We start from the raw sequence: 21,886 nt of genomic DNA, 5'->3' as shown, positions 1-21,886 counted from the left end.
ATTTTATCCCAAGCGATTGATCAGTGAACGCAGTGCTAAGGGTTTTACCGGTTTGCGTAACAGGTAGTAACCGAGTTCCTGAATTTGTTGTTTAACTTCATCGGTATAATCGGCAGTGACAACAATGCAAGGAATAGATTTGCCCCACTGTGCCGTTAGCTCTGCCATAACATCAAGTCCTGTCACACCACGATCAAGATGATAATCAACAATAGCGAGTGCTGGAACAGTCGAGCCTAAATTTGATCTTGCCTGATCTAAATCTTTCGCTAAGGCGATATTAAATCCCCAATCGGTGAGCAAATTAGCCATGCCGTCGAGAATTTGTTGCTCGTTATCAACGCATAAAATGATGCCGTTAAAGGCGCATTCATGGAAAATTTGCCGGTTCATTTGTGCAGGGTCGAGAGCAGGTTTAGACACCATCGGAACGCTCACAGAAAAACAACTACCCTGATTGGGTGCAGATTGCACATTCACGGGATGTTCGAGTAGAGAGCATAATCGTTCGACAATAGAGAGACCTAAACCCAAGCCTTTGGTTTGACTGGCTTCTATACCAGAATCTAAGCGCAAAAATTCTTCAAAAATTAATTTTTGTTGATCTTTGGGAATACCTAAGCCAGTGTCGATGACTTGAATTTCGGCGATATTATTTTTTCTGCGGACACCCAAAAGCACCGAGCCCGATTGTGTGTAACGCAGCGCGTTGGTGAGCAGATTTTGTAGCACGCGGCGCAATAAAACCGGATCGGTATCGACGACAACGCTGCTTGCAACATATCTTAATTGCAAATTTTTCTGTTCCATTAAGGGTTGAAATTCTTGCGCCAAAGAATCCAAAACTTCTTTAATGTTTAAGGCGCGTCGGGCCGGTCGAACAATATCGGCATCGAGTTTAGAAATTTCTAATAATTTACTTAATAGTGATTCCGCAGACATCAACGATTGATTTAGATGTGTTGCTACCGGCAGTAGCATTTTGGTAAGTGTTTGATCGTCTTTGGCGTATCGATTTAATTTATTGATAATGGATTCTGAAAATAACGAAGCAGAATTTAACGGCTGTACCAGATCATGGCCAGCGGCGGCCAAGAAGCGTGTTTTATTGGTATTGGCCTTTTTAAGATCTTCATTGAGCTGAGTGAGCGATTGGGTACGTTGTTCAACGCGTTCTTCTAGTACTTCGTTGGCGCTACGCAATTGGGCCTCGATTTTACGGTGTTCGGTAATATCGGAATAAACTGTTACATACAGGTTGGCATTGATCGGAATTCCGCTCAATTCAATGTGACGGCCATCGGCAGTTTCGCGAACGTAGTGTAATGGCTGATGTTTTCTGACTTCTTCTAAGCGTTTATTTACCAAGGCTTCGATGTCGCCGGTGCCGTAGCCACCGGAATGGGCAATAAATTGCACTACCGCAGTTGCGGTTTGGCCAATGTATAAATAATTTGCCGGAAACTGATACAAATTGGCGAAGGTTTGATTCCACGCAACTAGATTTTGGTTTTCATCGATAACCGTAATGCCTTGATTTAAACTGTGCAAAACGGCATTTAAGACATCGCGATTGAATAAAACCACTTCAGATACTTCGTCCATTAAGGCGTTTAAGTTGGAGTACTGTGTGCTGTGACCTTCCATTAAATTACGCAGTAAAAAATCGGAACCACGTCGGCCCATCACCGAGCGCAGCAATCTATCGGCGGATTTGAGCATGTCGTCATCAACGCGATCACGATGAATTAATCGTCCCGTCAACGGATTACTGCGTGCGCGAAAAAAAGCGGAGACTTTTTCGGGTGTCAAAAAACGTTGTAACAAAGCTCTTAAATCTTCGTTGCTTAAGTGATAACCGCGATGACTTTGGGTTTCGGTACTGTGTTGTCGATAGACAAAACGCTGCGCTTGTTCAATGTCGGAAAACCGTGGTTTGTAATACAAAGAGCCAATCACCAAGGCAATGCAGTTAAACATTAAACTCCAAAAGGTGCCGTGAACGGTTGGGTTTAATCCTTCTAGGCCTAATAGCGAATGCGGACGTAAGAAAGCAATGCCAAATGGCCCCAATAAAAACTCCCGTGATATCCAATCGGTTTCGACAAGCAGCGGCAAGAATAACGTGTACATCCATACGCAAAAACCAATGCCGATTCCCCAAAAAGCGCCAACACGATTAGCGCCGTGCCAAATTAAACCAATTAACATCGCCGGTGCAAATTGTGCAACGGCAACCAAAGAAAGCACGCCAATTTCTGAAAGGCTGTGATATTGCGATAAAAGTCGGTAATAAAAAAATCCCAACAGTAAAACAAAAATAATCGCAATACGGCGAATTAACAATACGCGATGCTTAATGTTGCCAGAATCGCTAAACCAACCCAGTTTAATAAAAAGCGGTAAAATTAATTCGTTACAAATCATGGTCGCCAAGGTAATTGACGAGATAATCACCATGGATGTGCCCGCCGAAAACCCACCTAGGAAGGCTAATAAGGCGAGCCAGTCTTGTTCAAAGACAATCGGAATTCGCAGTGTTATAAACGTAAAATTGCCGATTAGATCTTGGTTCATTAATGCAACCAAACCTAAGGGTAATACGAATAAATTAATGAGCAGTAAATAAACCGGAAATAACCAGCGCGCGGTTTGAATATCCCGTTCGCTGCGATACTCAACCACGGTTACGTGAAAATGTCTTGGCAGTGCAATAATGGCGATAGCGCCCAGCAACGCTTGGGTAAGATACGCACTTGGGTTGGAATATTCAGTGAGAGTGCGAGCGATATCGATTTGACTAAAAGATTCTTTAATCAGATCGCCGAAACCATCGTAAATACCGTAAACCGCAAAAAAACCAACCGCGAGTAAGGCAACGAGTTTAATTAATGACTCAAACGCAATTGCCAGCATAATACCTTGGTGGCTTTCGCTCGAGTCTACGGTGCGCGTACCGAATAAGATACTAAACACAGCCATAATCACCGAGATATAAAATGTCGGATCGGATAACCAATTTAATTCTACGGACGTGGTTTGCGTTAATAATTGAAAACTGCCAGAAACGGCCTTTAATTGTAGGGCAATATAGGGCACAACGCCCAATAAACATAACAACGCTACGACCATGCCTATGCCACGGCTGTGACCGTATCTTGCTGAGATAAAATCTGAAATAGTGCTGCTGTTTTCTTGTTTGGCAACACGAATAATATGATCGAAAACTTTCCAACCAATAGTAATTAACACAATCGCGCCCAGATAGGTTGGGGCTAAAATCCAACCGTGGGTTGCTGCTTCGCGAACCGTTCCGTAAAAGGCCCAAGTTGTACAAAATATCGCGAGGGTCAGGCTATATACGTAAGGCTGCCAGGACGCACGCATTACTTTGTGCCCCCAAGTCGCAATTGCGAACAAAAACGCAACGTACATCAATGCAACGGCTCCTACAAACCAAGTTGCCGTTAAAAAGCTGCCCATATTTGTTCTCTTCTCATGATGTTCGTGTTTTTGAACGCACAGTTTGATTGATCAAAAATATTCTGTGTTAAAAATCTGCAAATTTACGGTTTGATCATCAATTCATAATCAAAGGCGTTATTTTTTAATCAACTGTCTAAAAATTCCGAAGTTAAAACCCAGTTTGTTCAAAAATCTACCGTAAAAGCCTCGTAATACGGCCATTTAGATGGGTATCTATAGTTGGAAAATTTCGCCATTTTGACAACCTACTTTGGTAGGTTTTGCGGGCTTCCCCTACGAAAGAAGGGTTGGATGGTGGCGCCAGTATTTTATAGTTTTTTCACATTCAGGCAGGCGAGCATGGTTTTGTGTTCTGCCAGTCATCAAACAATAATAATTAGGAACAGGCTATGAAAAAACCACTACAAACACTACTTGCCTCTTCAGCGTTAGCACTGTGCTGTGCAGCCGCCCATGCAAAACCCGTCTTGCTAAAAACGCCAATTGCGTTTGGCTCCAACTTACCTGCATTGGGTACACCCATCGCCTGGGTTGCCGACCAGTTACCGCTGGTCTCCGGTGGTGAAGTAAAAATGAAGATATACGAGCCGGGCAAACTGGTTGCGCCTTTACAAATTCTAGATGCGGTTTCTGCCGGTAAGGTGAATTCGGGTTATTCCATTGCCGGATACTGGGCAGGAAAAATCCCCGCTGCCGCGATTTTTTCAACCATTCCGTTTGGCCCAGAAGCGCCAGAGTTTTTAGCGTGGATGTATTACGGCAACGGTTTAACGCTCTATCAAAAAATGTACGACGATGCCGGTTATAACGTACACGTTGAGCCTTGTTCATTGGTGAGCCCAGAAACCTCCGGTTGGTTTAAAAAACCTGTGGAAAAAGTCGAAGACCTAAAAGGCTTGAACATGCGCTTTTACGGTTTGGGTGGTGAAGTTATGCAGAAACTGGGTGTTTCTACCTCGTTAATTCCCGGTGGTGAAATTTTTGGCGCTTTAGAAAAAGGCGCTATTGATGCAACGGAATTCAGTCAACCGGCCATTGATGAGAAATTGGGTTTTTATAAAGTTGCCAAACACAATTATTTCCCAGGCTGGCATCAGCAGGCCACGGTTTTCGAGTTATTAATTAACAAAGATACCTGGAATGAAATGACCGATCAGCAACGCGCTGTGGTGTCTACCACCTGTAAAGCGTCCATGACCAACTCCATTGCTGAGTCGGAATACATTCAGTTTGAAGCTATCAAGAAAAATACTGAAGAGCGTGGTGTAACGGTTCATGAATGGTCGCCAGAAATGCTCGATGCCTTCCGTAAGGCATGGAGCGAGGTTCTGGAAGAACAGAAAAAAGACCCAACGTTTGCGGCGGTTTATGAAGACCTTTCTACCTTCCGTGAAAATTATAAATTGTGGTCTTCACGCGCATTTGTACCCAGAGAACAATAATTTTTTAGAGCAGTTGAGGTTGCAGGCGATTTTCGCTTGCAACACGTTTTTTTGCTGCATTTTTCAGGAAATCCCATGAATCAAACAACTCCTCAAGAAGCTGGTAGTGTCCGCTTTGCCGAAATTATCGACCGAGCGCTTATCCGCATTGGCCAAGCTGTGGCTTGGATATTTTTTATTTTAATGCTGGTGATTTTAGCGCAGGTAACTTTACGTCGAGGATTTAGCGCAGGTTTGATCATTCTCGAAGAATTGCAGTGGCACCTTTATGCCATTGGCGTATTTATGGGTGTGATTTACGCACAAGCTCGTGATACGCACGTGCGTGTGGACGTTTTGCGTGAACGCTACAGCCAAACGGCCCGACATGTTATTGAAATTCTTGGTTTAACTTTTTTATTAATGCCATTTTTATGGGTAGTTTTTTACCACGGAATTGCCTTTACCTACGAGGCGTGGCGCATTAACGAGCGGTCGTTGGCACCCGCAGGCTTACCTTGGCGGTGGTTAATTAAGGGATTAATTCCATTAACAATGGGTTTATTAATGATTGCGGTATTAAATCGAATCGCCAAAGAAAGTGTTTTATTAGTGCGTCATATCAAAGGAGGTGTTTGATATGGAAACCAACGAAATTTTAATTGTGGCGATGTTCGCGACATTCATCCTCCTGTTGTTTACCAGTTTTCCGGTTGCTTGGGTTTTAGCCGGTGTAGGAACATTATTCGCGTTTATTGCTTATTTATCGGATATCCATCTCGACACGCTAACGGGTATTGATTTTACTTCCATCGGTTTGGTGGTAGATCGAACCTATAAAATTATGGACAACTGGATTCTGGTTGCCTTGCCCATGTTTATTTTTATGGGCAATTTGCTGGATAAATCCGGTGTGGCCGAAAAACTTATGACGTCGTTTCAAGAGTTATTTGGTCGCGTACGTGGTGGTCTAGCCATTACCGTTGTATTGATCGGCATTATTCTGGCCGCTTCTACGGGAATTGTGGGCGCTTCGGTGGTTTTATTAGGTGTTATGTCTTTACCGGCGATGTTAAAGCAGGGTTACAGTAAAACCGTAACCGTTGGCACTATCGCAAGCTCGGGAACACTTGGTATTTTAATTCCGCCGAGCATTATGCTGGTGATTATGGCCGATCAATTAGCGCTATCGGTTGGCGATTTATTTATGGGTGCCGTTTTACCGGGCTTATTATTGGGCGTGTTATACATTGTTTATATTCTGGGTTGGGGAATTATCAAACCCAATTCAATGCCCTTATCAGAAGACGTTAAGCCTGTTACTAGAGCGGTTTTGTGGAATGTCATTAAGGCGGTAACACCAACCTTAGCCATGATATTAGCCGTGTTAGGCAGTATTTTTGCGGGCATTGCGACACCTACAGAAGCGTCTGCGGTAGGTGCGGCAGCGGCAATGGCACTGGCTTGGCAAAATGGCCGCTTGAGCATAAAAGTTATTCAAGAATGTTTGCGCGATACACTTAATGTTAGTGGCTATATTTTTGCGATTTTTATCGGTGCAACCATGTTTGCATTAGTGTTGCGCGAATTAGGTGGTGACGAATACATTGAATCTTTATTAACGTCTTTGCCTTTTGGTCCTTACGGAATCATTTTATTTATTTTGTTTGTGGTGTTTTTACTGGGCTTTATTTTAGATTGGATCGAGATCACATTAATTATTTTACCGCTTGTTGCGCCGGTAATTAATGCATTGGAAATTTCGATTAACGGTTATGGTGTGTTGGATAATCCAACGCTGGTGTGGTTTGTAATGCTGGTTGCGCTCACGCTACAAACGTCATTTTTAACACCGCCGGTAGGCTTCTCATTATTTTATTTAAAAGGTGTGTGTCCACCGGATGTGAGCTTGGCGACAATTTATCGTGGTGTGGTGCCGTTTATTATCTTGCAACTTACTGCCCTTGCTTTATTGATTATTTTCCCGGCTTTAGTGAATTGGTTCCCCGCCGTGGTGTACGGATAACTCCCTGTCAGAATACCGCTAGGTCACGCCGCTTGCTGAAACGCCGCCAAAGATTTTTCATGGCGGCGTCTTTTTTTGCCAATTTCTTCACAATTTCAATCACTTACAGTTCTTGAAATTGGCGACACATCCTTGTGTCGCTAGAAACTCTAAGTTAATCAGAGTTTCCTATAGTCTTATTCAAGAAAACTTTGATTAAATCCTAGAGAAGTTAGCCCTAGTCTCCCAAATACTTATCGAGCACTTTGTTGTTCATAGATGAGTTCATCTAAAAAACGCTGCTCGGATAGCAGAGATTCGCGAATATCGCTTACCGCGTTGATTAATTCCACGTTCTCATCTTCAATCGCGCGCAATTCTTCCAGCGCTTCTTCTCGTTCTTCGCCTGTGGTTTGGTCGCTGACAAGGACTGCTTCTAAATGTTCGATTTGATGATGATTATCTTCGATAGAATGGTTTAGAGAATTGATTTCTGATTGTAGCTGGTGTATCACGCGATTTTGTTGGTATCGCTCATAACCGTGCTCATAACCCAGATTAAATTCGGCCAACGTTAGAGCCGGACAATACTCTGGACGGGATCGGCCGACGTTTCCTAAGAGCAGACCGTTGTCGTAGGTACAGTAGCGCAACAAACCTTGAGTATGGCCTTGCTCGTAGGCTTCTCGGTCTGGAGTAACACCGGCTTTAGCACAGGCTTTGCGATGACGACCAAGCGTTAAAGGGTCTTTGCCTTTGTTGCCGTCTTCTAATCCTATTTGATACCAGTCTGCGTACAGACATTCTTCTTTCGAGAGGGTGGCGCAACCTTGCAATGCGAGGGTAATGCAACCTAATAAAAATGCAGTAGACGCTCTTTGTGACATGAATGACCTTATTGTTTGAGTTATGTGTTCCGTCTATTTAATGCGCTCCGAATTCATCAGAGCTTTCTACAGTTACTTTGATTTACTGCTCCATGATTTAATTGAAAGAACAGAAATTGAACATACGCTTTCCAATTTCTTCACGGTTTCAATCAATTACCGTTCTTGAAATTGGCGACTCATTCTATGTTGCTGAAAACCCCTGAATAATCTGAAGTTCCGTTAGTTTAATCGAAGCGGTGCGGATCTTAAAATCGGCCAATGCTGGTTCATCAGACCTAAACTCATGCTGTTCCGTTTACATACATTCCGTAATTAACCAGATTTTGAACATTTGTACTGAGATTGCCGATGCATTTCTTTTTGAACGCACTTGTTAAAATATTAAATATCGGTTTTTTAATGACAATTTTAATAATGTAGCGTGTTAGCTGTATGCTTTATTAACAGCGCACTGCGTGAGTGAATAGTTATGCAATCGTTAAATAAAAAAGCGGGAATTTTGGTAATTGCGATGGCCTCTGCCGTGGCGCAAGCCCAAGAGCGTGTGCTTATTAAGGCCGGTGCGTTTCAAATGGGGTGTTCAATAAACGACACCCATTGTGAGCAAGACGAAGGTGAAGCGGGTGGTGTGCGTGTTGAGGTACCGAGCTTTTATATTGACCAGTACGAAGTTACCGTCGCGCAATATCAAGGCTGTATTGATGAGGGTAAGTGTGATCGCCCCAAAGACCATGATCGAAACAAATACTGTAATTTAGGGGCTCCGGGACGAGACAATCATCCGGTGAACTGTGTTGATTGGCAGCAAGCATTGACTTATTGTCAGTCAAAAAATGGCCGCTTACCCTATGAGGCCGAATGGGAAAAAGCCGCTAGAGCAACCAGTAAAACACGTTACCCTTGGGGGCAAGAAGTCTCTTGTGCAAACGCCATTGTTGACGACGGTGTGACTCAGGGATCTGTTGCTAACGAACCCGACGGCTGTGGCGAAGATCGCACCTGGCCGGTAGGTTCAAAGCCTGCGAACGGCTACGGCCTTTATGATATGCACGGCAATGCCGGTGAATGGACCATGAATTGGTATACCGCAAATGGCTTAAGCATCTACGCCGAGGGTGATTTACAAGCACCGGCAAATGGTGCCCGCAAAGTCGTACGTGGTGGCTCTTGGGATGAAAATAAAAATAACCTGCGCAGCTCGTTTCGCAACGTAAAACTACCCGACAGTGGCAAAACTGTGTACGGTTCTATTGGTTTTCGCTGCGCCTACGATTTATAAACACAGGAACCTCTGATTAAATCATGGATGAGTGAATCAGAGGCTTTAAAAGAAGTTTCTTAGAAAACGAACAAAATTGCAGTTAACGAAACCGTTTTTATCACGCGTTAATTAACGTTGTGCCATTTGCGTTGGTGTTCCGATGCGTAAAAAACGATAATGATCAACGTTAAAAACTACTCTTTTCATCTTCTTCAACATTCTTTCTGGGCAATATTATTAGGCGTTCTGCTGAATGGTTTTGCTTTCACAATTGCCACCGCGGCTACTTTGGACGGCAAGTTAATTGTTGAATAGATATTTTCGTAAGCGTTCGCGATTGCTAAAGAAATTCACCAAAAGTTCTGGAATAAAAATTATTGGCATGAAAAATAGTTATTGTCCTTCACCTGTTAACAATGAAAGATAAAAACCCTAAAAATAGCTAACTATTTAGGGTTTGTAGTTGCTATTTTTGCGGCCTTTATAATATTGATGTTCACAAGCCCAGCAAGCAGAGCGCGCCATCTATGCATTTGATGAAAACTACTTTTGTATCTTGCGGTTTTATTGTTGTTGCACGAATGCTTTCTTAGCAACTTTTGTTCGCATGTTTGGGTATCTGTCTAAACAAAACTAAATTAAAGATAGTTTGTGTATTTCTTTTTGTTATTGGAATTTTATGGTCTATATTTACACAATTAGGCAACTCGGATTCTTCGCAATACTTATTTGAAAACGTTATCGAGTTTATGATTTCTTATTCGAGTGTCAGTACTTTGGTTGTGTTAACAATCATTGGAATAACTATAAAGTGACCACGTTTGAGAGGGTTAAAATGAATAATAATAACAGCCTGTTGAATAACACTGTGATTGATATTGATCACAAAAAATCGGTAATAGTGACTTTATTCGGCGGATTTATAGCTCTGGTTTTTTCGATTGTAGGTGGTTTATTTGTTGAATCTTGGGTGCATTTTTCCCTTACTGGAACGGTTTCTAATCCCAATGAACCGCAGATTTATCTTTTACCCACAATTTTGACCTCATTAGTGAGCTTTTTCTGCCTTACCAGTCTTTTGATTAAGTTTTCTGGTCGTTATGCTATTTATTATGTAAGTCTTCCTCTGTTATTTTCTTGTTTTACGTTATTTTTAGGCTATGAGCCTAGTTACCCTTTAGCACATAACATCGCTATATTATTTGCGATGACAACGGGTGCCTTGGCAGCTATATACAAGAATCACTATGTTGTTAGTAAACATCATTAGTTTAATCGGATTGTCAGTACTAAATTTTTTTAAACGTTAAAAGTAATAACCCAAACCCTTATTGGTATTAGCATTTTAGTATGCTAATACTGTCGCCTATAAAATTCTAAAAACCTCTGATTATCGCCACTAAGGTTTAATCAGAGGTTTCTCTCTTGATTCCCTAACAAAAAAACCTCTCTAGAACTTAAAAAGTTCTCACTCTTGTTTGGTTTCAAAACACAGTTGCTGTGATATTGCTGGTAAGTTTTTTGTGAATGCCTATCGAGAAGCTTCTGTTCAGAATGGAGCTTCTTTGGGTAATGCAGAAGCAATTTAATAACCTGCTCAATGCGATTACGCCGTTTAGAGATGAAAATTAAAAATTGCATTTTGTGCAACGGAGCAGGTTTTGTTGATGGACATCACAAATATATGCTGAAAAGATCTTTTTTTATTTAGATTTATAATTAATTACACGCGTTCTTATAATTTTATATCACTGGATGAAAATTCTCTTTGCGAATCTTTTACGGCAGTAGTAACCTTCTATAGATACAAACAAGGGTTACTTGGGGTGTTTCCTATCGTTTGTGAATACCCAAGAGCAGCTTCATGAGGCCTGATAATTTCGTATTCATAGATTACGGCCCATCTACGCTCATCATAATAATTAATGTGGAGAATTATCATGGCGACTCTGCCTACAGTTGTATACGGTACCGAAAAGGTTGGTGATTTGGAGATTTTTTATCGCGAAGCTGGCGATCGCTCAAATCCAACGATTGTCTTGTTACACGGCTTTCCAACGTCTTCGTTTATGTATCGAAACATTATCAATGGTCTAGCGGATAAATATCATGTAATCGCTCCGGATTATCCCGGCTTTGGTAACAGCAGTTGTCCTAGCCCAAGTACGTTTAAATACACTTTCGATAAGCTAGCAGACGTCGTTGATCAATTTCTTGAGCAAAAAGAAATTTTCAAATTTTCAGTTATGATGCAAGACTACGGTTCGCCTGTTGGTTTTAGAATTGCGACTAAGCATCCGGAGCGTGTACAAGCGATTATTACGCAAAACGGTAATGCCTACATGGAAGGTGTAAACACAGATACATTTGCACCAATTATTCAGTATTGGCAAACTCAAACCGAAGAAATTGAAAATATGATTATCGATAATATTTTCTCACTTGAAGGTTTAAAGTGGCAATATGTTCACGGCGTACAAAACCCTGAAAGCATTTGTCCTGATAACTGGATGCTTGATTTTGCATGTATGCAGCGTCCCGAGTTGCATCGCTTGAACTTGGATTTATTTTTAGATTACCAACATAACGTTGCTCTCTACCCTGTGTGGCATGAATACCTTCGCGATAGCAAAGTGCCTGTTTTAGTGGTTTGGGGTAAAAATGATGCATTCTTCCCTGAAGCCGGCGCGCATGCGTTTGAGCAGGACGCGCAAGATTTGGAGATTAACCTGTTAGATTCTGGTCATTTTGCGCTAGAAGATCACCATAATTTTGTTTGTGAAAAAATTGCTGCCTTCTTATCAGCTAGAAATATTCAATAATTTTTAAGTATATTTATTTCGATTCTTTCTTTTTAAATTAAGGCGTCGAAAAAGGCTGATATTCGTATACTATCGAAATATTTTACGTATTTTGCACTGATATAGATAAAATAACTAATCTATGGCGGTACTGGATAGTAACTTGATTAAGTGATGCACGTTAAATTAACTGCCATACTATTTTTCAATGTTGTGTTTTCAATGTTGTGTTTTCAATGTTGTGTTTTCAATGTTGTGATTGCCTCTTGTTTAACCGCTATTCTTTAGACTCTGTAACGTTTACGAGTCTTTTTTGTATGTAAGAGTTTTAACTACCACAAGCCCTAGGCAGCACTTAGTGCTGCCATTTTTTTATTTGTGTGTAATAGCTGCTGTTAAAACAACCGAAGCATCGGTGTTGTGAATTTTGACGGATGAATAATTTATGACAAATACCATGTCATTTAATGTTTGTTCGTTGATAAAAAGCCGTGATGTTATTTTTGCGTGATTTGAAAAGCGTCAACAACTGATATTGTATACCAGTTCTAGCTTACATGAGCATTATTGATTGTAAGTGGAATAAAGAATTTATTTTTTTAAAACAAAATAACAAGCTCTATGGTGAGAAATATGTTCAATCGTTTATATGACGCTATAAAAAATAAATCGGCGTTGGTTCTTTCATTGGGAATTGTGTCTTTTACTGCAATGGCTGAAAGTACAATAACCGAAGCAGAGTTTGTTGATCAAGGCATCGCCAATGCCAAGGTATACAAAGAGTTTGCGGCGCGTGGTGATAAAAACGCAGCGGTTTCAAGTTTGACGGTGTTTGAGTGCGGCAAAGTACAATCGCCGGATCGTTCACACTGGTCACCGGGTGTTGATGTTAATGTTGCCCATAAAATGGTGGCAAGCTGTTATCTTCTAAAACACGGCGATGACTACATGGTATGGGACACGGGAATCCCGGCGCCGGTAGCGAACATGAAAGATGGTCTTTCTATTGCTGGTGGTAAAATCAATTTATTTTTAGATACCCCTTTCCCAGTATTGTTAAAAGAATATGGTGTTGAGCCTACAGACGTTAAATATTTGGGGTTATCACACATGCATGCCGACCACACCGGCAATGCCAATGTGTTTACCAACGCGACTTGGTTTATTCAAGAGGTGGAATACAACGCGGCTTTTGGTGAATTGGCTCCAAAATTAAATTTCAATCCAAAAACCTACGATAAGCTAGATCAAAATAAAGTGGTAAAATTAAACGGTTATCACGATGTATTTGGTGATGGTTCTGCGGTAATTATTCCGGCACCAGGTCATACACCGGGTCATCAAATTTTGTTTGTTAATTTAGAGTCTGGTCCAATTATTTTATCGGGTGATTTGTGGCACTTTACCTCTAACTACACTAACGAACGTGTGCCCGGTTTTAATTTCGATATGGAACAAACTCGTGCAAGCATTCGTTTAGTTGATGCCTTGGCAAAGGTATCGGGCGCGAAAATTTTAATTCAGCACGATCATGAGCGTAACGAGCACGTACCTCATGCTCCAGATTCAATTCATTAATGCTAAGCAACAAAAAAGGCTCCATGGGAGCCTTTTTTATGTTTATCGCTTCATGAGTGAGAGTACCATAAACAGAATTATTGCTCAGCTTATTAACTGCACTCAAATTTCTTGCGCGACGCTTTTAAAGACCTTTCCAGATTTCATCACAAAATCAACATCCAAAAGTTCTTCGATGTTTTCAAGAGGCGATCCTTGCGTGGCGATGATATCGGCGGCTTTGCCAACTTCTAAGGTTCCAATCGAATTACTCATATCAATTAAGTCTGCGGCATTTACTGTAGCAGAAACCAAAATGTCCATCGGTGACATACCGGCTTGATGCATTAATACCGCTTCTTGTGCGTTTATACCGTGTCTTGATACGCCGCTGTCGGTACCAAAGGCGACTTTTACTCCAGCCTTATGAGCTTTAGCAAAATTAGATTGCATATCGCCACCGACCCGAATGGCTTTTTCTTTGATGGCTGGACTCATAAATTCAGAGTTTTCGGCCAAATGTTTTACCGTGTCTCCAGCCAGTAAGGTTGGCACCAGGTAAGCACCGGTTTGTTTAAAAAGTTTAATGGCTTTAGGGCCTGTGTAAGAACCATGTTCGATACTGGCAACACCGGCTTCTAATGCCGCAATAATGCCATCTTCTTGGTGAGCGTGGGCAGCAACCTTTTTACCCATAGATTTCGCCGCTTCGACAACTTCTTTGAGTTCGTCATTGTGCATTTGCTGGCCGGTACCTGTGGCCCGATCGGTAAGCACGCCACCGGTGGACGCTACTTTAATGAGGTCGCCACCAAATTTGATGGCTGATCGAGCAGCGCGACGACAGTCATAAGGGCCGTCGCAAATTTGCTTGGTGGTGTAAAAATCCAAAAGCTCGTGTTTCATACCACTGACATCGGTGTGACCGCCGGTAATGCCCACGCCACCTGCGGCGATAATTCGCGGGCCATCAACCCAGCCTTTGTTAATGGCGTCGCGCAACGCGTACATGTATTGTGGGTTAGAACCAACATCGCGAACGGTGGTAAATCCGGCCAATAATGTTTTAAAGGCAAAATGAGTGGAGCGCATGGCCATAAGCTCATCCGACATCTTTAGCGCTTCGGAGTCGTTCTCTGGGCCGAGCTCGCCTTGCAGATGCACGTGCATATCCATTAGGCCTGGCATTACAAAACTGTCTGTTAAATCAATGATGTGATCGAAGTCATCGCTTTTAATATAACCCGATTCGATGGCGGAAATTTTTCCATCTTCGATAATAACGGTTTGTTCGGTGAGTGGTGTTTTACCGGGAATAGAAAGTAAGGTTCCCGCATAGATCGCCGTTTTGTCTGCATAAGAAGCATTGGCTATGAAAAGCGCTGAGCACAGGCCGAGAGTTGTTATCGTTTTTAGCATAGTAAACCCTTATCGCTTATTTTAAGTAACACGTCTGTCAACGAGTTAGCATCGAACAACCTCACTTATTATGGTCATTAAAATAAACCAATTCGAATGAGGTTTCGTCTATATTCGAAATTGACAAACAATCTTGTTGGTAACGACTATGTATAAATTAATTTTCAGCATTTTGGCACTGGGTTTTTTACATGCTTGCGTGTCTGTGAACGCCGATGAGGGGCAGAGATTTCCCTATACATCGGAAAAATTAGACAGTTTTGATACCGGCGATGCCGAGAGTGTTCAGATTAATGTAGCCGTTGGTGAAATCGAAATTATTGGCACCGACAGCGATACCATTAATGCGAAAATCGAGTTGAGCTGTAAAAAGGTTAACGCTAAATGCGAGCGTCTACGCGAAAAACTGGCTTGGCGTGTTGACCAAAATAATCATCAAATAACACTGCATTTAGATCCTAGCGGTAAAACAACTTACAACAATGTAAATGTTCATATTTTACTTGAAGTGCCAAAAAATAAAGAACTCGATTTAAAAGTTAATGTGGGTGATATTGATGTTAAAAATATCGACGCTTGCATTAACGCACATGTTGATATTGGCAAACTTTCTGTTGAGGCCAAAAAAGATATTATCAGTGATATCTCGCTTAAGTCCGACGTTGGTGAAACCAACTTGACCGTGATCGATACCAAAATTCGTGAATCGCGTAAATCCTTGGTGGGTTCATCCAGTAAGTGGTCTGGTTCGGGCAGTTGTGATTCTAAAATGACAGCTGATATTGGTGAGGTTTCTGTCACGCTCGTAGAATAGATTTTAGGAGCCTCTGATTAACTCATCCGTGATTTAATCAGAGGACAGAAATTGCAAATGCGATTTCCAATTTCTTCATAATTTCAATCACCTACTGTTCTTGAAATTAGCGACACATCCTCGTATCGAGGGAAACTCTAGGTTCATCAGAGTTTCCTTTATTTATACTTGAAAGGCGAGAGGATAGTTCGTATGAAAAATTCTAGATCCACTGAAGTTTTTATCGCTTTGTGAGGTAATTATTTAAATTACTCTGGGTGAAGAAACGTTGCTGCTTAAAAGAATCAGAGCCTTTGGCAATAGGTAAGACCAAAGGCTCCTGATTTATTATTTTTTAAGATGCCATTAGTGCTTCAATTTCTTCAACCGTTTTTGGTACCGATGCCGTCAATACTTCGTGTCCATCTGTGGTAACCAAAACATCGTCTTCAATACGAATACCAATGCCGCGCCATTTTTCATCGACATTTTCATTGTCGGGCGAAATGTATAAGCCCGGTTCAACGGTTAAACACATGCCGGGTTCAAGAACTCGCCATTGACCCGACACTTTATAATCACCCACGTCGTGCACGTCCATTCCAAGCCAATGACCAGTGCGGTGCATGTAAAAATCAACATACGCTTGGTCGGCAATTAATTCGTCCAAGTTACCTTCAAGCAAACCCAAATCAATTAAACCTTGGGTCAATACTTTTACCGCAGCTTCGTGGGGTTGATTCCAATGATTACCGGGTTTTACTGCATCGATTGCTGCGTATTGAGCGTTTAGAACTACTTCGTACAAGGCTTTTTGTTCTTCGCTGAATTTTCCGTTGACCGGAAATGTACGAGTAATATCGCCCGCGTACATTTCGTATTCGCAACCGGCGTCAATTAAAACAAGATCGCCGCTTTCGAGTTTTTTGGTATTTTCGATGTAATGCAAAATACAGCCATTCTTACCACTGCCAACGATGGTGTTGTAAGCCGGTGCACGCGCGCCGTTTTTCAAAAATTCGTGGTGCAGTTCGCCTTCGAGCTGATATTCGTACATGCCGGGCTTGCAGGTTTTCATAGCGCGGATATGCGCTTGTGCAGAAATTTCCCCGGCGCTTCTCATTAGCTTTGCTTCGGTGGCGCTCTTAAATAAACGCATGTCGTGAAGGAAGTGATCCAGATCTTGCAGTTCGCCGGGAGGCACAGCACCGGCTCTTGCTTGGGCACGCAGTGTGTTTATCCAGCCCATAATGCGTTGATCAAAATTAGGGTCGCGGCCAAGGCTGTAATAAACGCGATCGCGGCTTTCAAGCAAGCCGGGTAGAATTTCGTCGATGTCATCAATGGGGAAGGCGTCGTCTGCCCCAAAGTTTTCGACAGCACCTTCAGGGCCTTGGCGGTAGCCGTCCCAAATTTCTTTTTCACGGTTGCGTTCACGTACGAACATAACAAATTCGCCATGTTCGCGACCGGGAATAAGTACAAGCACGGCTTCAGGCTCGCAAAAACCACTTAAATAATAGAAGTCACTGTCTTGGCGATAGGTAAAGTGTGTGTCGCGACTGCGGGTTTTTTCTTCTGCCGCAGGAATAATCGCAATGCTGTTTGGCTCGATCATGGCCATCAATTCTTTGCGACGGCGAGCAAATTCTTGAGCATTAATTTTGGCTGACAAGGTGGCTTCCTCAGTGAATCAATTTTGACGGTCCAGTGTTATTTGCCGACGAGTTATTGGTGTTTGTGGGACGTTTAGTGTCGAAATTCTCGTAAAGCGTAAGCACCGCAACCTTTACATATTCGGTAATTTCTACGAAATCAAATTCGGATTGATCATCAAGTTCTTGGTAGTTTTCTGCGGTTTGCTTGCTGATTTGGGCGAGATCCATGATCAACTCTTGGGACTCTTTTGAAAGTGCCTCCATGCTCAGCGCGGTCTTGTCTTTACTTTGCGCAAGTCCTGCTAAAAAACCGTGAATCCACTCTGATAATGCTAGGGCTCTTTCTGAAAGAGGCGCATCATCGGTGTTTGGCAGTTGTGGCTGAAAGCTTAATGAGTTTTGCGCGAGTACTTTTGCGCTGGCCAGATAAAAGCTCAGCAAGGCTGTTCCTAAAGCTTCGTGTTCGGTTGGACTCTTATCGATGAGTATTTGCAAATCTTGGAGCCACAGCTCAGGTGGCAGTCGTCTGCACAAATACGCGGTTAGAAAGCCGTGAATTTCACTGGCTCCGGCCAGTGCATCGAATTCATCCAGCGTTTGGGTCAATTGTGCATAAGAGGTATCGGCTTGGTTATCAGACATAAGGCAGTATTTAACGGGTTGATCTGTTGGTATAAGTCTACAAGGCGGTAAGTTGTTGGGGCATTTCCCAAAATTCACCAGTATTGCCGCCATGCTATCATGTTTCTTAATTGTGGCTGGGAGTTCTGTGAGAGCCCAATCACCAAGCCAATAAGAATTAGTGCCTAATAACGGCAAATTCGTAAAATTTAAACCTAAGTATCGGCTAAAATTGATTATTTGAGACTTGCAGGTTGATCAAGGTTTGATCCAGTCTGCAGCCAAGCAAGTGAGCGATTGACCCGCATAGATCGCCGCAATATAGTTAGTCGATTCGATAGGACGATACAAATAGTTATGGTAGACGATATTCCGCCAGAGCAATCTCTTGTGGCGATGGAGCGCAAGATCGAGGCTCTGATTAGCGCTGCTCAACAACTGTTGAAAGAAAATCAGGCCTTGCGTGCTAATGAACAACGTTGGCAGCAAGATCGCGCTCGCTTAATCGAAAAAAACGACCTCGCACGGACTCGTGTTGAGGCCATGATTCATCGCTTAAAAAGTTTAGAATCCCAGCCGTAGCTGTGATTTTGTCGATAAGAACCCTATGCAAAGCGCCAAAACCGTCATCGTTAGCATTCTTGGTAAGCAATACCAAGTCGCTTGTGCTCCTGAGGAGTACGAGGATTTGCTGCGTGCTGCCCGCCAGCTTGATGAGCGTATGCGCGCTATTCGTAACTCCGGAAATGTGATTGGCATTGAGCGTATCGCGGTTATGGCGGCGTTGAATCTCTGCCACGAGCTGCTTGCCGCTCAATCGCAACCAAAACCTATCTTTGACGAGTCTATGCTTGAGCGAATGTCGTCTAAACTGGATGATGCGTTGTCAAAATTAAACGATCAGTAGTTTCTTTAATACTCATACGTTATAAATTGGCAGCTATAAATTAAAAATCATCTAGATACAAGAGTTTTTCCGGCGACAGTTTTCGGTATACTAGATCTCCCCTGAGGTACTCGCCAGTCGACAAGTCCTCGAGCCGATAATGTTACCCCCGGAGGTAACTCGCAAATACCGGTGTGCATGTCCGCGTGACGGAAAGCCTAAAGTATTTCAGTTGCCACCCCTTGAACCCTACGGTTCAAGGCCAAGTTGGCAGCGGTATTCTCGGGGTTCCTATACCTAGGCCACAGTCGCTTGCTCTTTAGACACAAAGTGAACAACAAGCATGTATGATTTAGGTTCAGTTGAGCGTAAACAAGACCTTCGTAAACGACTTCGTCGCGCACGTGCACAGCTGGATATGAAAGCGCAAATAGCGGCCGGTGAAAAGCTTGCCGAACAAGTTGCAACCAGTTTGATGTTCTTGAGTGCCAAACGTATTGCGATTTACCTTTCCTATAAAAGCGAAATTCAAACACGCCCCCTTATTGAAAAAGCGTTGTGCTTTAGCAACAAGCGGATTTTTGTGCCCGTAATTGATGAGCACAGAATGTACTTTCAACGCTTTGATCATCAGACGGTATTGGTGCCTAATCAGTTTGGTATTGATGAGCCTGAGCGAAATCTTATCCAGACGATAAGTCCGCGGTTTTTAGATATTGTTTGCCTACCACTAGTGGGTTTTGACAGTAAGCTTAATCGGCTGGGTATGGGCGGCGGCTATTACGATAAAACGTTCGCTTTCAGAAAAGAGCGAGGCAGAAAGCCGTTTTTACTGGGATTGGCGCACTCTTGTCAGTTTAGTGAAGATCCCATTCCAACCGAACCTTGGGATATTCAATTAGACGCAGTGGTTACCGAGCAACGCTGGTATTTTGCCAACCAATAGCAGTGATATTTTGACTATAAAAAAACCGGCAATAGGCCGGTTTTTTTATGGGGGATTTTCGTAAACCTTATTTAAAGGCAACACCCTGTTGCAGTTGCGCAGGCGGTTCGGACTCTGACTTAAACAAATCGCTAGCCCCAACGCTGGATGCCAAAACGCCAATAAAAAATATTGCTGCAGCCAAGGTAAGTACATCATGTTTCATATGAATGTCCTTACATTTCACTCTTCTTGTGATAATAATTTTTTTTAATAAGCGATATTGGAAGAGCAAGCTTTATACCTAAAAATGCTGACAAGACCAAGTACTTATGAAGCCATACTTATCACAAATTAGTTCTCAGAACGGTGGGTATTCTAAGCAATGTAAAATCCTATAGATGCTAAGCGGATCACAACGAAAGTGAGTGCATGCTAACAAACTGTGAAGGTTTCTTTACCGTGGGAATCTGTGCTTAAAGACGGCCTAATAGAAGAATTTCGTGATATTTTGAAGAACTTGAATAATACCAATTTTGGTCTACGGCGCTGACGCGAACGGTAGGTAGGTATCAGATGAGCGCACAGAAAGATTTGTGTGTGCGCTCATTGGGCAAAAGTTCGAGCCGAGCTTACGCTAAGAACAATCGGTAGGCTTCGTTATCAGTTTCATCCCAGAGTCGATAGCCGTCTAAGGAGCGTAAGAAAGCCTCCGCTGTTTCAATTTCGTTTTCTGGAATCTGCATGGCGACCAGAATCCGAGCGAAAGCACTGCCGTGATTACGGTAGTGGAACATGGAAATATTCCATCGTCCGGCTAAGTGCTTTAAGAATTTCAATAAAGCCCCTGGGCGTTCTGGGAATTGGAATCGATAAACTCTTTCGGTTAAGGGTTTACCTTCAACGATGGGCCTGTGCCCGCCAACCATGTAACGAATGTGAAGCTTGGCCACTTCGTTATCTGTTAAATCAACAACTTTGTAGCCTTTTTGCGCTAACTCATCGACCAATTCTTGGCGACCGTTACCACCGTGAGAAACTTGGATACCCACGAAGATGTGAGCCTTATCTGATGTGGTAAAGCGATAATTAAACTCGGTAATATTGCGTTGACCCAAATCAGAGCAGAATTGCGCGTAGGCACCAGGCTTTTCAGGAATTTCTACGGCGATAATTGCCTCGCGCCGCTCACCGATTTCGGTGCGCTCAGAGATGTAACGTAGGCGATCAAAGTTGGTGTTGGCGCCGCTATCGATAGCGATCAACGTTTTATCTTTAGCACCATTTTGTTCCACGTATTTCTTTAGGCCTGCCAGTGATAAAGCCCCGGCGGGTTCGGCAATGGAGCGCGTATCTTCAAAAATATCTTTGATGGCTGCGCAAATTTCGTCAGTATTTGCCGTAATTACGCCATCAATGGTGTCTTTAAGAACCTCAAACGGCGCCTCACCAATCTGTGCCACGGCTACGCCGTCGGCGAAAATTCCGACCTCTGATAAGACTTCGCGCCGACCCGCTTCCATAGCCAATTTCAAACAGGCGGCATCTTCCGGCTCGACGGCAAACACTTTGATGTTAGGTCGAACGTATTTGATGTAAGCAACTACCCCAGCGGCAAGGCCGCCACCACCGACGGGAACAAAAATCGCGTCTATGTGCTTCGGATGTTGTCGCAGGATTTCCATCGCGACGGTGCCTTGTCCGGCAATAACATCTGGATCATCGTAAGGTGGAATATAGGTGTAGCCTTTTTCCTTCACGAGGTTTTGCGCATAGCGAGACGCTTCGTCGAACATATCGCCGTGTAAAATTACGTTGGCGCCAAATCCACGTACAGCGTTAACCTTAATCGCCGGCGTAGTTTTGGGCATAACGATAGTGGCACTGACACCTAAGTGCTGAGCGCTATAGGCAAGTCCTTGAGCATGATTTCCGGCCGACGCGGCGACAACGCCTTTCGCTTTTTCTGATTCAGATAATTTCAAAAGCTTGTTATAGGCGCCGCGAATCTTGAACGAAAATACCGGTTGTAAATCTTCGCGCTTAATATAAATCGAATTATTTAAGCGTCGAGAAATTGATTTTGCATAATCGAGGGGCGTTTCAACAGCGAGATCGTAGATGCGAGCGTCTAAAATACGCTTTATATAAGAATCCAACATA

At 42.8% G+C, this 21,886-nt stretch carries 18 protein-coding genes and 1 other RNA gene; 12 read left to right on the top strand and 7 right to left on the bottom strand.

Annotated elements, in window-relative coordinates; genetic code table 11:
* Positions 1-3: 3 nt before the first annotated feature.
* Complete coding sequence (locus ACYQ2C_RS08640) at positions 4-3,483, bottom strand: PAS domain-containing hybrid sensor histidine kinase/response regulator (RefSeq protein ID WP_460115662.1); 3,480 nt, start codon at positions 3,481-3,483, stop codon at positions 4-6.
* 392 nt (positions 3,484-3,875) lie between these two features.
* Between ACYQ2C_RS08640 and ACYQ2C_RS08635 the strand changes: the two genes are divergently transcribed.
* From ACYQ2C_RS08635 to ACYQ2C_RS08625, 3 genes are all read left to right on the top strand, one after another.
* The gene (locus ACYQ2C_RS08635) at positions 3,876-4,928 is read left to right on the top strand and encodes a TRAP transporter substrate-binding protein (RefSeq protein ID WP_460101631.1); all 1,053 of its coding nucleotides are present in this window, start codon (positions 3,876-3,878) and stop codon (positions 4,926-4,928) included.
* A gap of 75 nt (positions 4,929-5,003) precedes the next feature.
* On the top strand, positions 5,004-5,546 hold the full coding sequence (locus tag ACYQ2C_RS08630) for a TRAP transporter small permease subunit (RefSeq protein WP_460101629.1): 543 nt from the start codon (positions 5,004-5,006) through the stop codon (positions 5,544-5,546).
* A 1-nt stretch (position 5,547) separates the two neighbouring features.
* Positions 5,548-6,933: a TRAP transporter large permease gene (locus ACYQ2C_RS08625; RefSeq protein WP_460051569.1), complete on the top strand. Its 1,386-nt coding sequence runs from the start codon at positions 5,548-5,550 to the stop codon at positions 6,931-6,933.
* Positions 6,934-7,166: 233 nt separating this feature from the next.
* Here the strand turns inward: ACYQ2C_RS08625 and ACYQ2C_RS08620 are convergent, their stop codons facing one another.
* The gene (locus tag ACYQ2C_RS08620) at positions 7,167-7,799 is read right to left on the bottom strand and encodes a DUF2799 domain-containing protein (protein ID WP_460101626.1); all 633 of its coding nucleotides are present in this window, start codon (positions 7,797-7,799) and stop codon (positions 7,167-7,169) included.
* Between the two features lie 472 nt (positions 7,800-8,271).
* On the opposite strand from ACYQ2C_RS08620, the gene ACYQ2C_RS08615 reads away from it, so the two are divergent.
* The 4 genes from ACYQ2C_RS08615 to ACYQ2C_RS08600 all read left to right on the top strand — a co-directional run bounded on the left by ACYQ2C_RS08615 (position 8,272) and on the right by ACYQ2C_RS08600 (position 13,442).
* Positions 8,272-9,081 carry a formylglycine-generating enzyme family protein gene (locus ACYQ2C_RS08615; protein ID WP_460101624.1) on the top strand — a complete coding sequence of 270 codons (810 nt, stop codon included), beginning with the start codon at positions 8,272-8,274 and terminating at the stop codon, positions 9,079-9,081.
* A gap of 817 nt (positions 9,082-9,898) precedes the next feature.
* Positions 9,899-10,333, top strand: coding sequence for a hypothetical protein (locus tag ACYQ2C_RS08610; RefSeq protein ID WP_460101622.1), 435 nt, complete (start codon positions 9,899-9,901; stop codon positions 10,331-10,333).
* A 670-nt stretch (positions 10,334-11,003) separates the two neighbouring features.
* Positions 11,004-11,885, top strand: a complete 882-nt coding sequence (locus ACYQ2C_RS08605) for an alpha/beta fold hydrolase (protein ID WP_460101620.1) — start codon at positions 11,004-11,006, stop codon at positions 11,883-11,885.
* A gap of 612 nt (positions 11,886-12,497) precedes the next feature.
* Entirely contained in the window at positions 12,498-13,442 is a 945-nt protein-coding gene (locus ACYQ2C_RS08600) for an N-acyl homoserine lactonase family protein (protein ID WP_460051577.1), read from the top strand.
* A 102-nt stretch (positions 13,443-13,544) separates the two neighbouring features.
* On the opposite strand, the gene ACYQ2C_RS08595 is transcribed toward ACYQ2C_RS08600, so the two are convergent.
* On the bottom strand, positions 13,545-14,840 hold the full coding sequence (locus ACYQ2C_RS08595) for a metal-dependent hydrolase family protein (RefSeq protein WP_460101617.1): 1,296 nt from the start codon (positions 14,838-14,840) through the stop codon (positions 13,545-13,547).
* A gap of 148 nt (positions 14,841-14,988) precedes the next feature.
* Between ACYQ2C_RS08595 and ACYQ2C_RS08590 the strand changes: the two genes are divergently transcribed.
* On the top strand, positions 14,989-15,654 hold the full coding sequence (locus ACYQ2C_RS08590) for a hypothetical protein (protein ID WP_460101615.1): 666 nt from the start codon (positions 14,989-14,991) through the stop codon (positions 15,652-15,654).
* A 334-nt stretch (positions 15,655-15,988) separates the two neighbouring features.
* Here ACYQ2C_RS08590 and pepP read toward each other — a convergent pair whose 3' ends face one another.
* Positions 15,989-17,308 (bottom strand): Xaa-Pro aminopeptidase, encoded by a 1,320-nt coding sequence (pepP, locus tag ACYQ2C_RS08585; protein ID WP_460101613.1) that lies wholly within the window; start codon positions 17,306-17,308, stop codon positions 15,989-15,991.
* 10 nt (positions 17,309-17,318) lie between these two features.
* A complete protein-coding gene (locus ACYQ2C_RS08580; protein WP_460101611.1) occupies positions 17,319-17,933 on the bottom strand; it encodes a UPF0149 family protein in 615 nt (204 codons plus the stop codon).
* A 336-nt stretch (positions 17,934-18,269) separates the two neighbouring features.
* Between ACYQ2C_RS08580 and ACYQ2C_RS08575 the strand changes: the two genes are divergently transcribed.
* The 4 genes from ACYQ2C_RS08575 to ACYQ2C_RS08560 all read left to right on the top strand — a co-directional run bounded on the left by ACYQ2C_RS08575 (position 18,270) and on the right by ACYQ2C_RS08560 (position 19,744).
* Positions 18,270-18,494 carry a TIGR02449 family protein gene (locus ACYQ2C_RS08575; protein ID WP_460051583.1) on the top strand — a complete coding sequence of 75 codons (225 nt, stop codon included), beginning with the start codon at positions 18,270-18,272 and terminating at the stop codon, positions 18,492-18,494.
* Positions 18,495-18,519: 25 nt separating this feature from the next.
* The gene (locus tag ACYQ2C_RS08570; protein WP_460051584.1) at positions 18,520-18,819 is read left to right on the top strand and encodes a cell division protein ZapA; all 300 of its coding nucleotides are present in this window, start codon (positions 18,520-18,522) and stop codon (positions 18,817-18,819) included.
* Between the two features lie 95 nt (positions 18,820-18,914).
* A non-coding RNA gene (gene ssrS, locus ACYQ2C_RS08565) (6S RNA) lies at positions 18,915-19,091 on the top strand.
* A gap of 50 nt (positions 19,092-19,141) precedes the next feature.
* On the top strand, positions 19,142-19,744 hold the full coding sequence (locus ACYQ2C_RS08560) for a 5-formyltetrahydrofolate cyclo-ligase (RefSeq protein WP_460101608.1): 603 nt from the start codon (positions 19,142-19,144) through the stop codon (positions 19,742-19,744).
* A gap of 67 nt (positions 19,745-19,811) precedes the next feature.
* Here the strand turns inward: ACYQ2C_RS08560 and ACYQ2C_RS08555 are convergent, their stop codons facing one another.
* Together ACYQ2C_RS08555 and ilvA are read right to left on the bottom strand one after the other, a co-directional pair.
* Positions 19,812-19,949 carry a hypothetical protein gene (locus ACYQ2C_RS08555; RefSeq protein ID WP_460051587.1) on the bottom strand — a complete coding sequence of 46 codons (138 nt, stop codon included), beginning with the start codon at positions 19,947-19,949 and terminating at the stop codon, positions 19,812-19,814.
* A 406-nt stretch (positions 19,950-20,355) separates the two neighbouring features.
* The gene (gene ilvA / locus ACYQ2C_RS08550) at positions 20,356-21,885 is read right to left on the bottom strand and encodes a threonine ammonia-lyase, biosynthetic (RefSeq protein WP_460051588.1); all 1,530 of its coding nucleotides are present in this window, start codon (positions 21,883-21,885) and stop codon (positions 20,356-20,358) included.
* Between the last annotated feature and the right edge of the window lies 1 nt (position 21,886).

The sequence above is a fragment of the Sessilibacter sp. MAH3 genome (assembly GCF_054658275.1).
The sequence above is the reverse complement of the archived record's forward strand: the minus strand, read 5'-3'. Positions and strand labels throughout refer to the sequence as shown.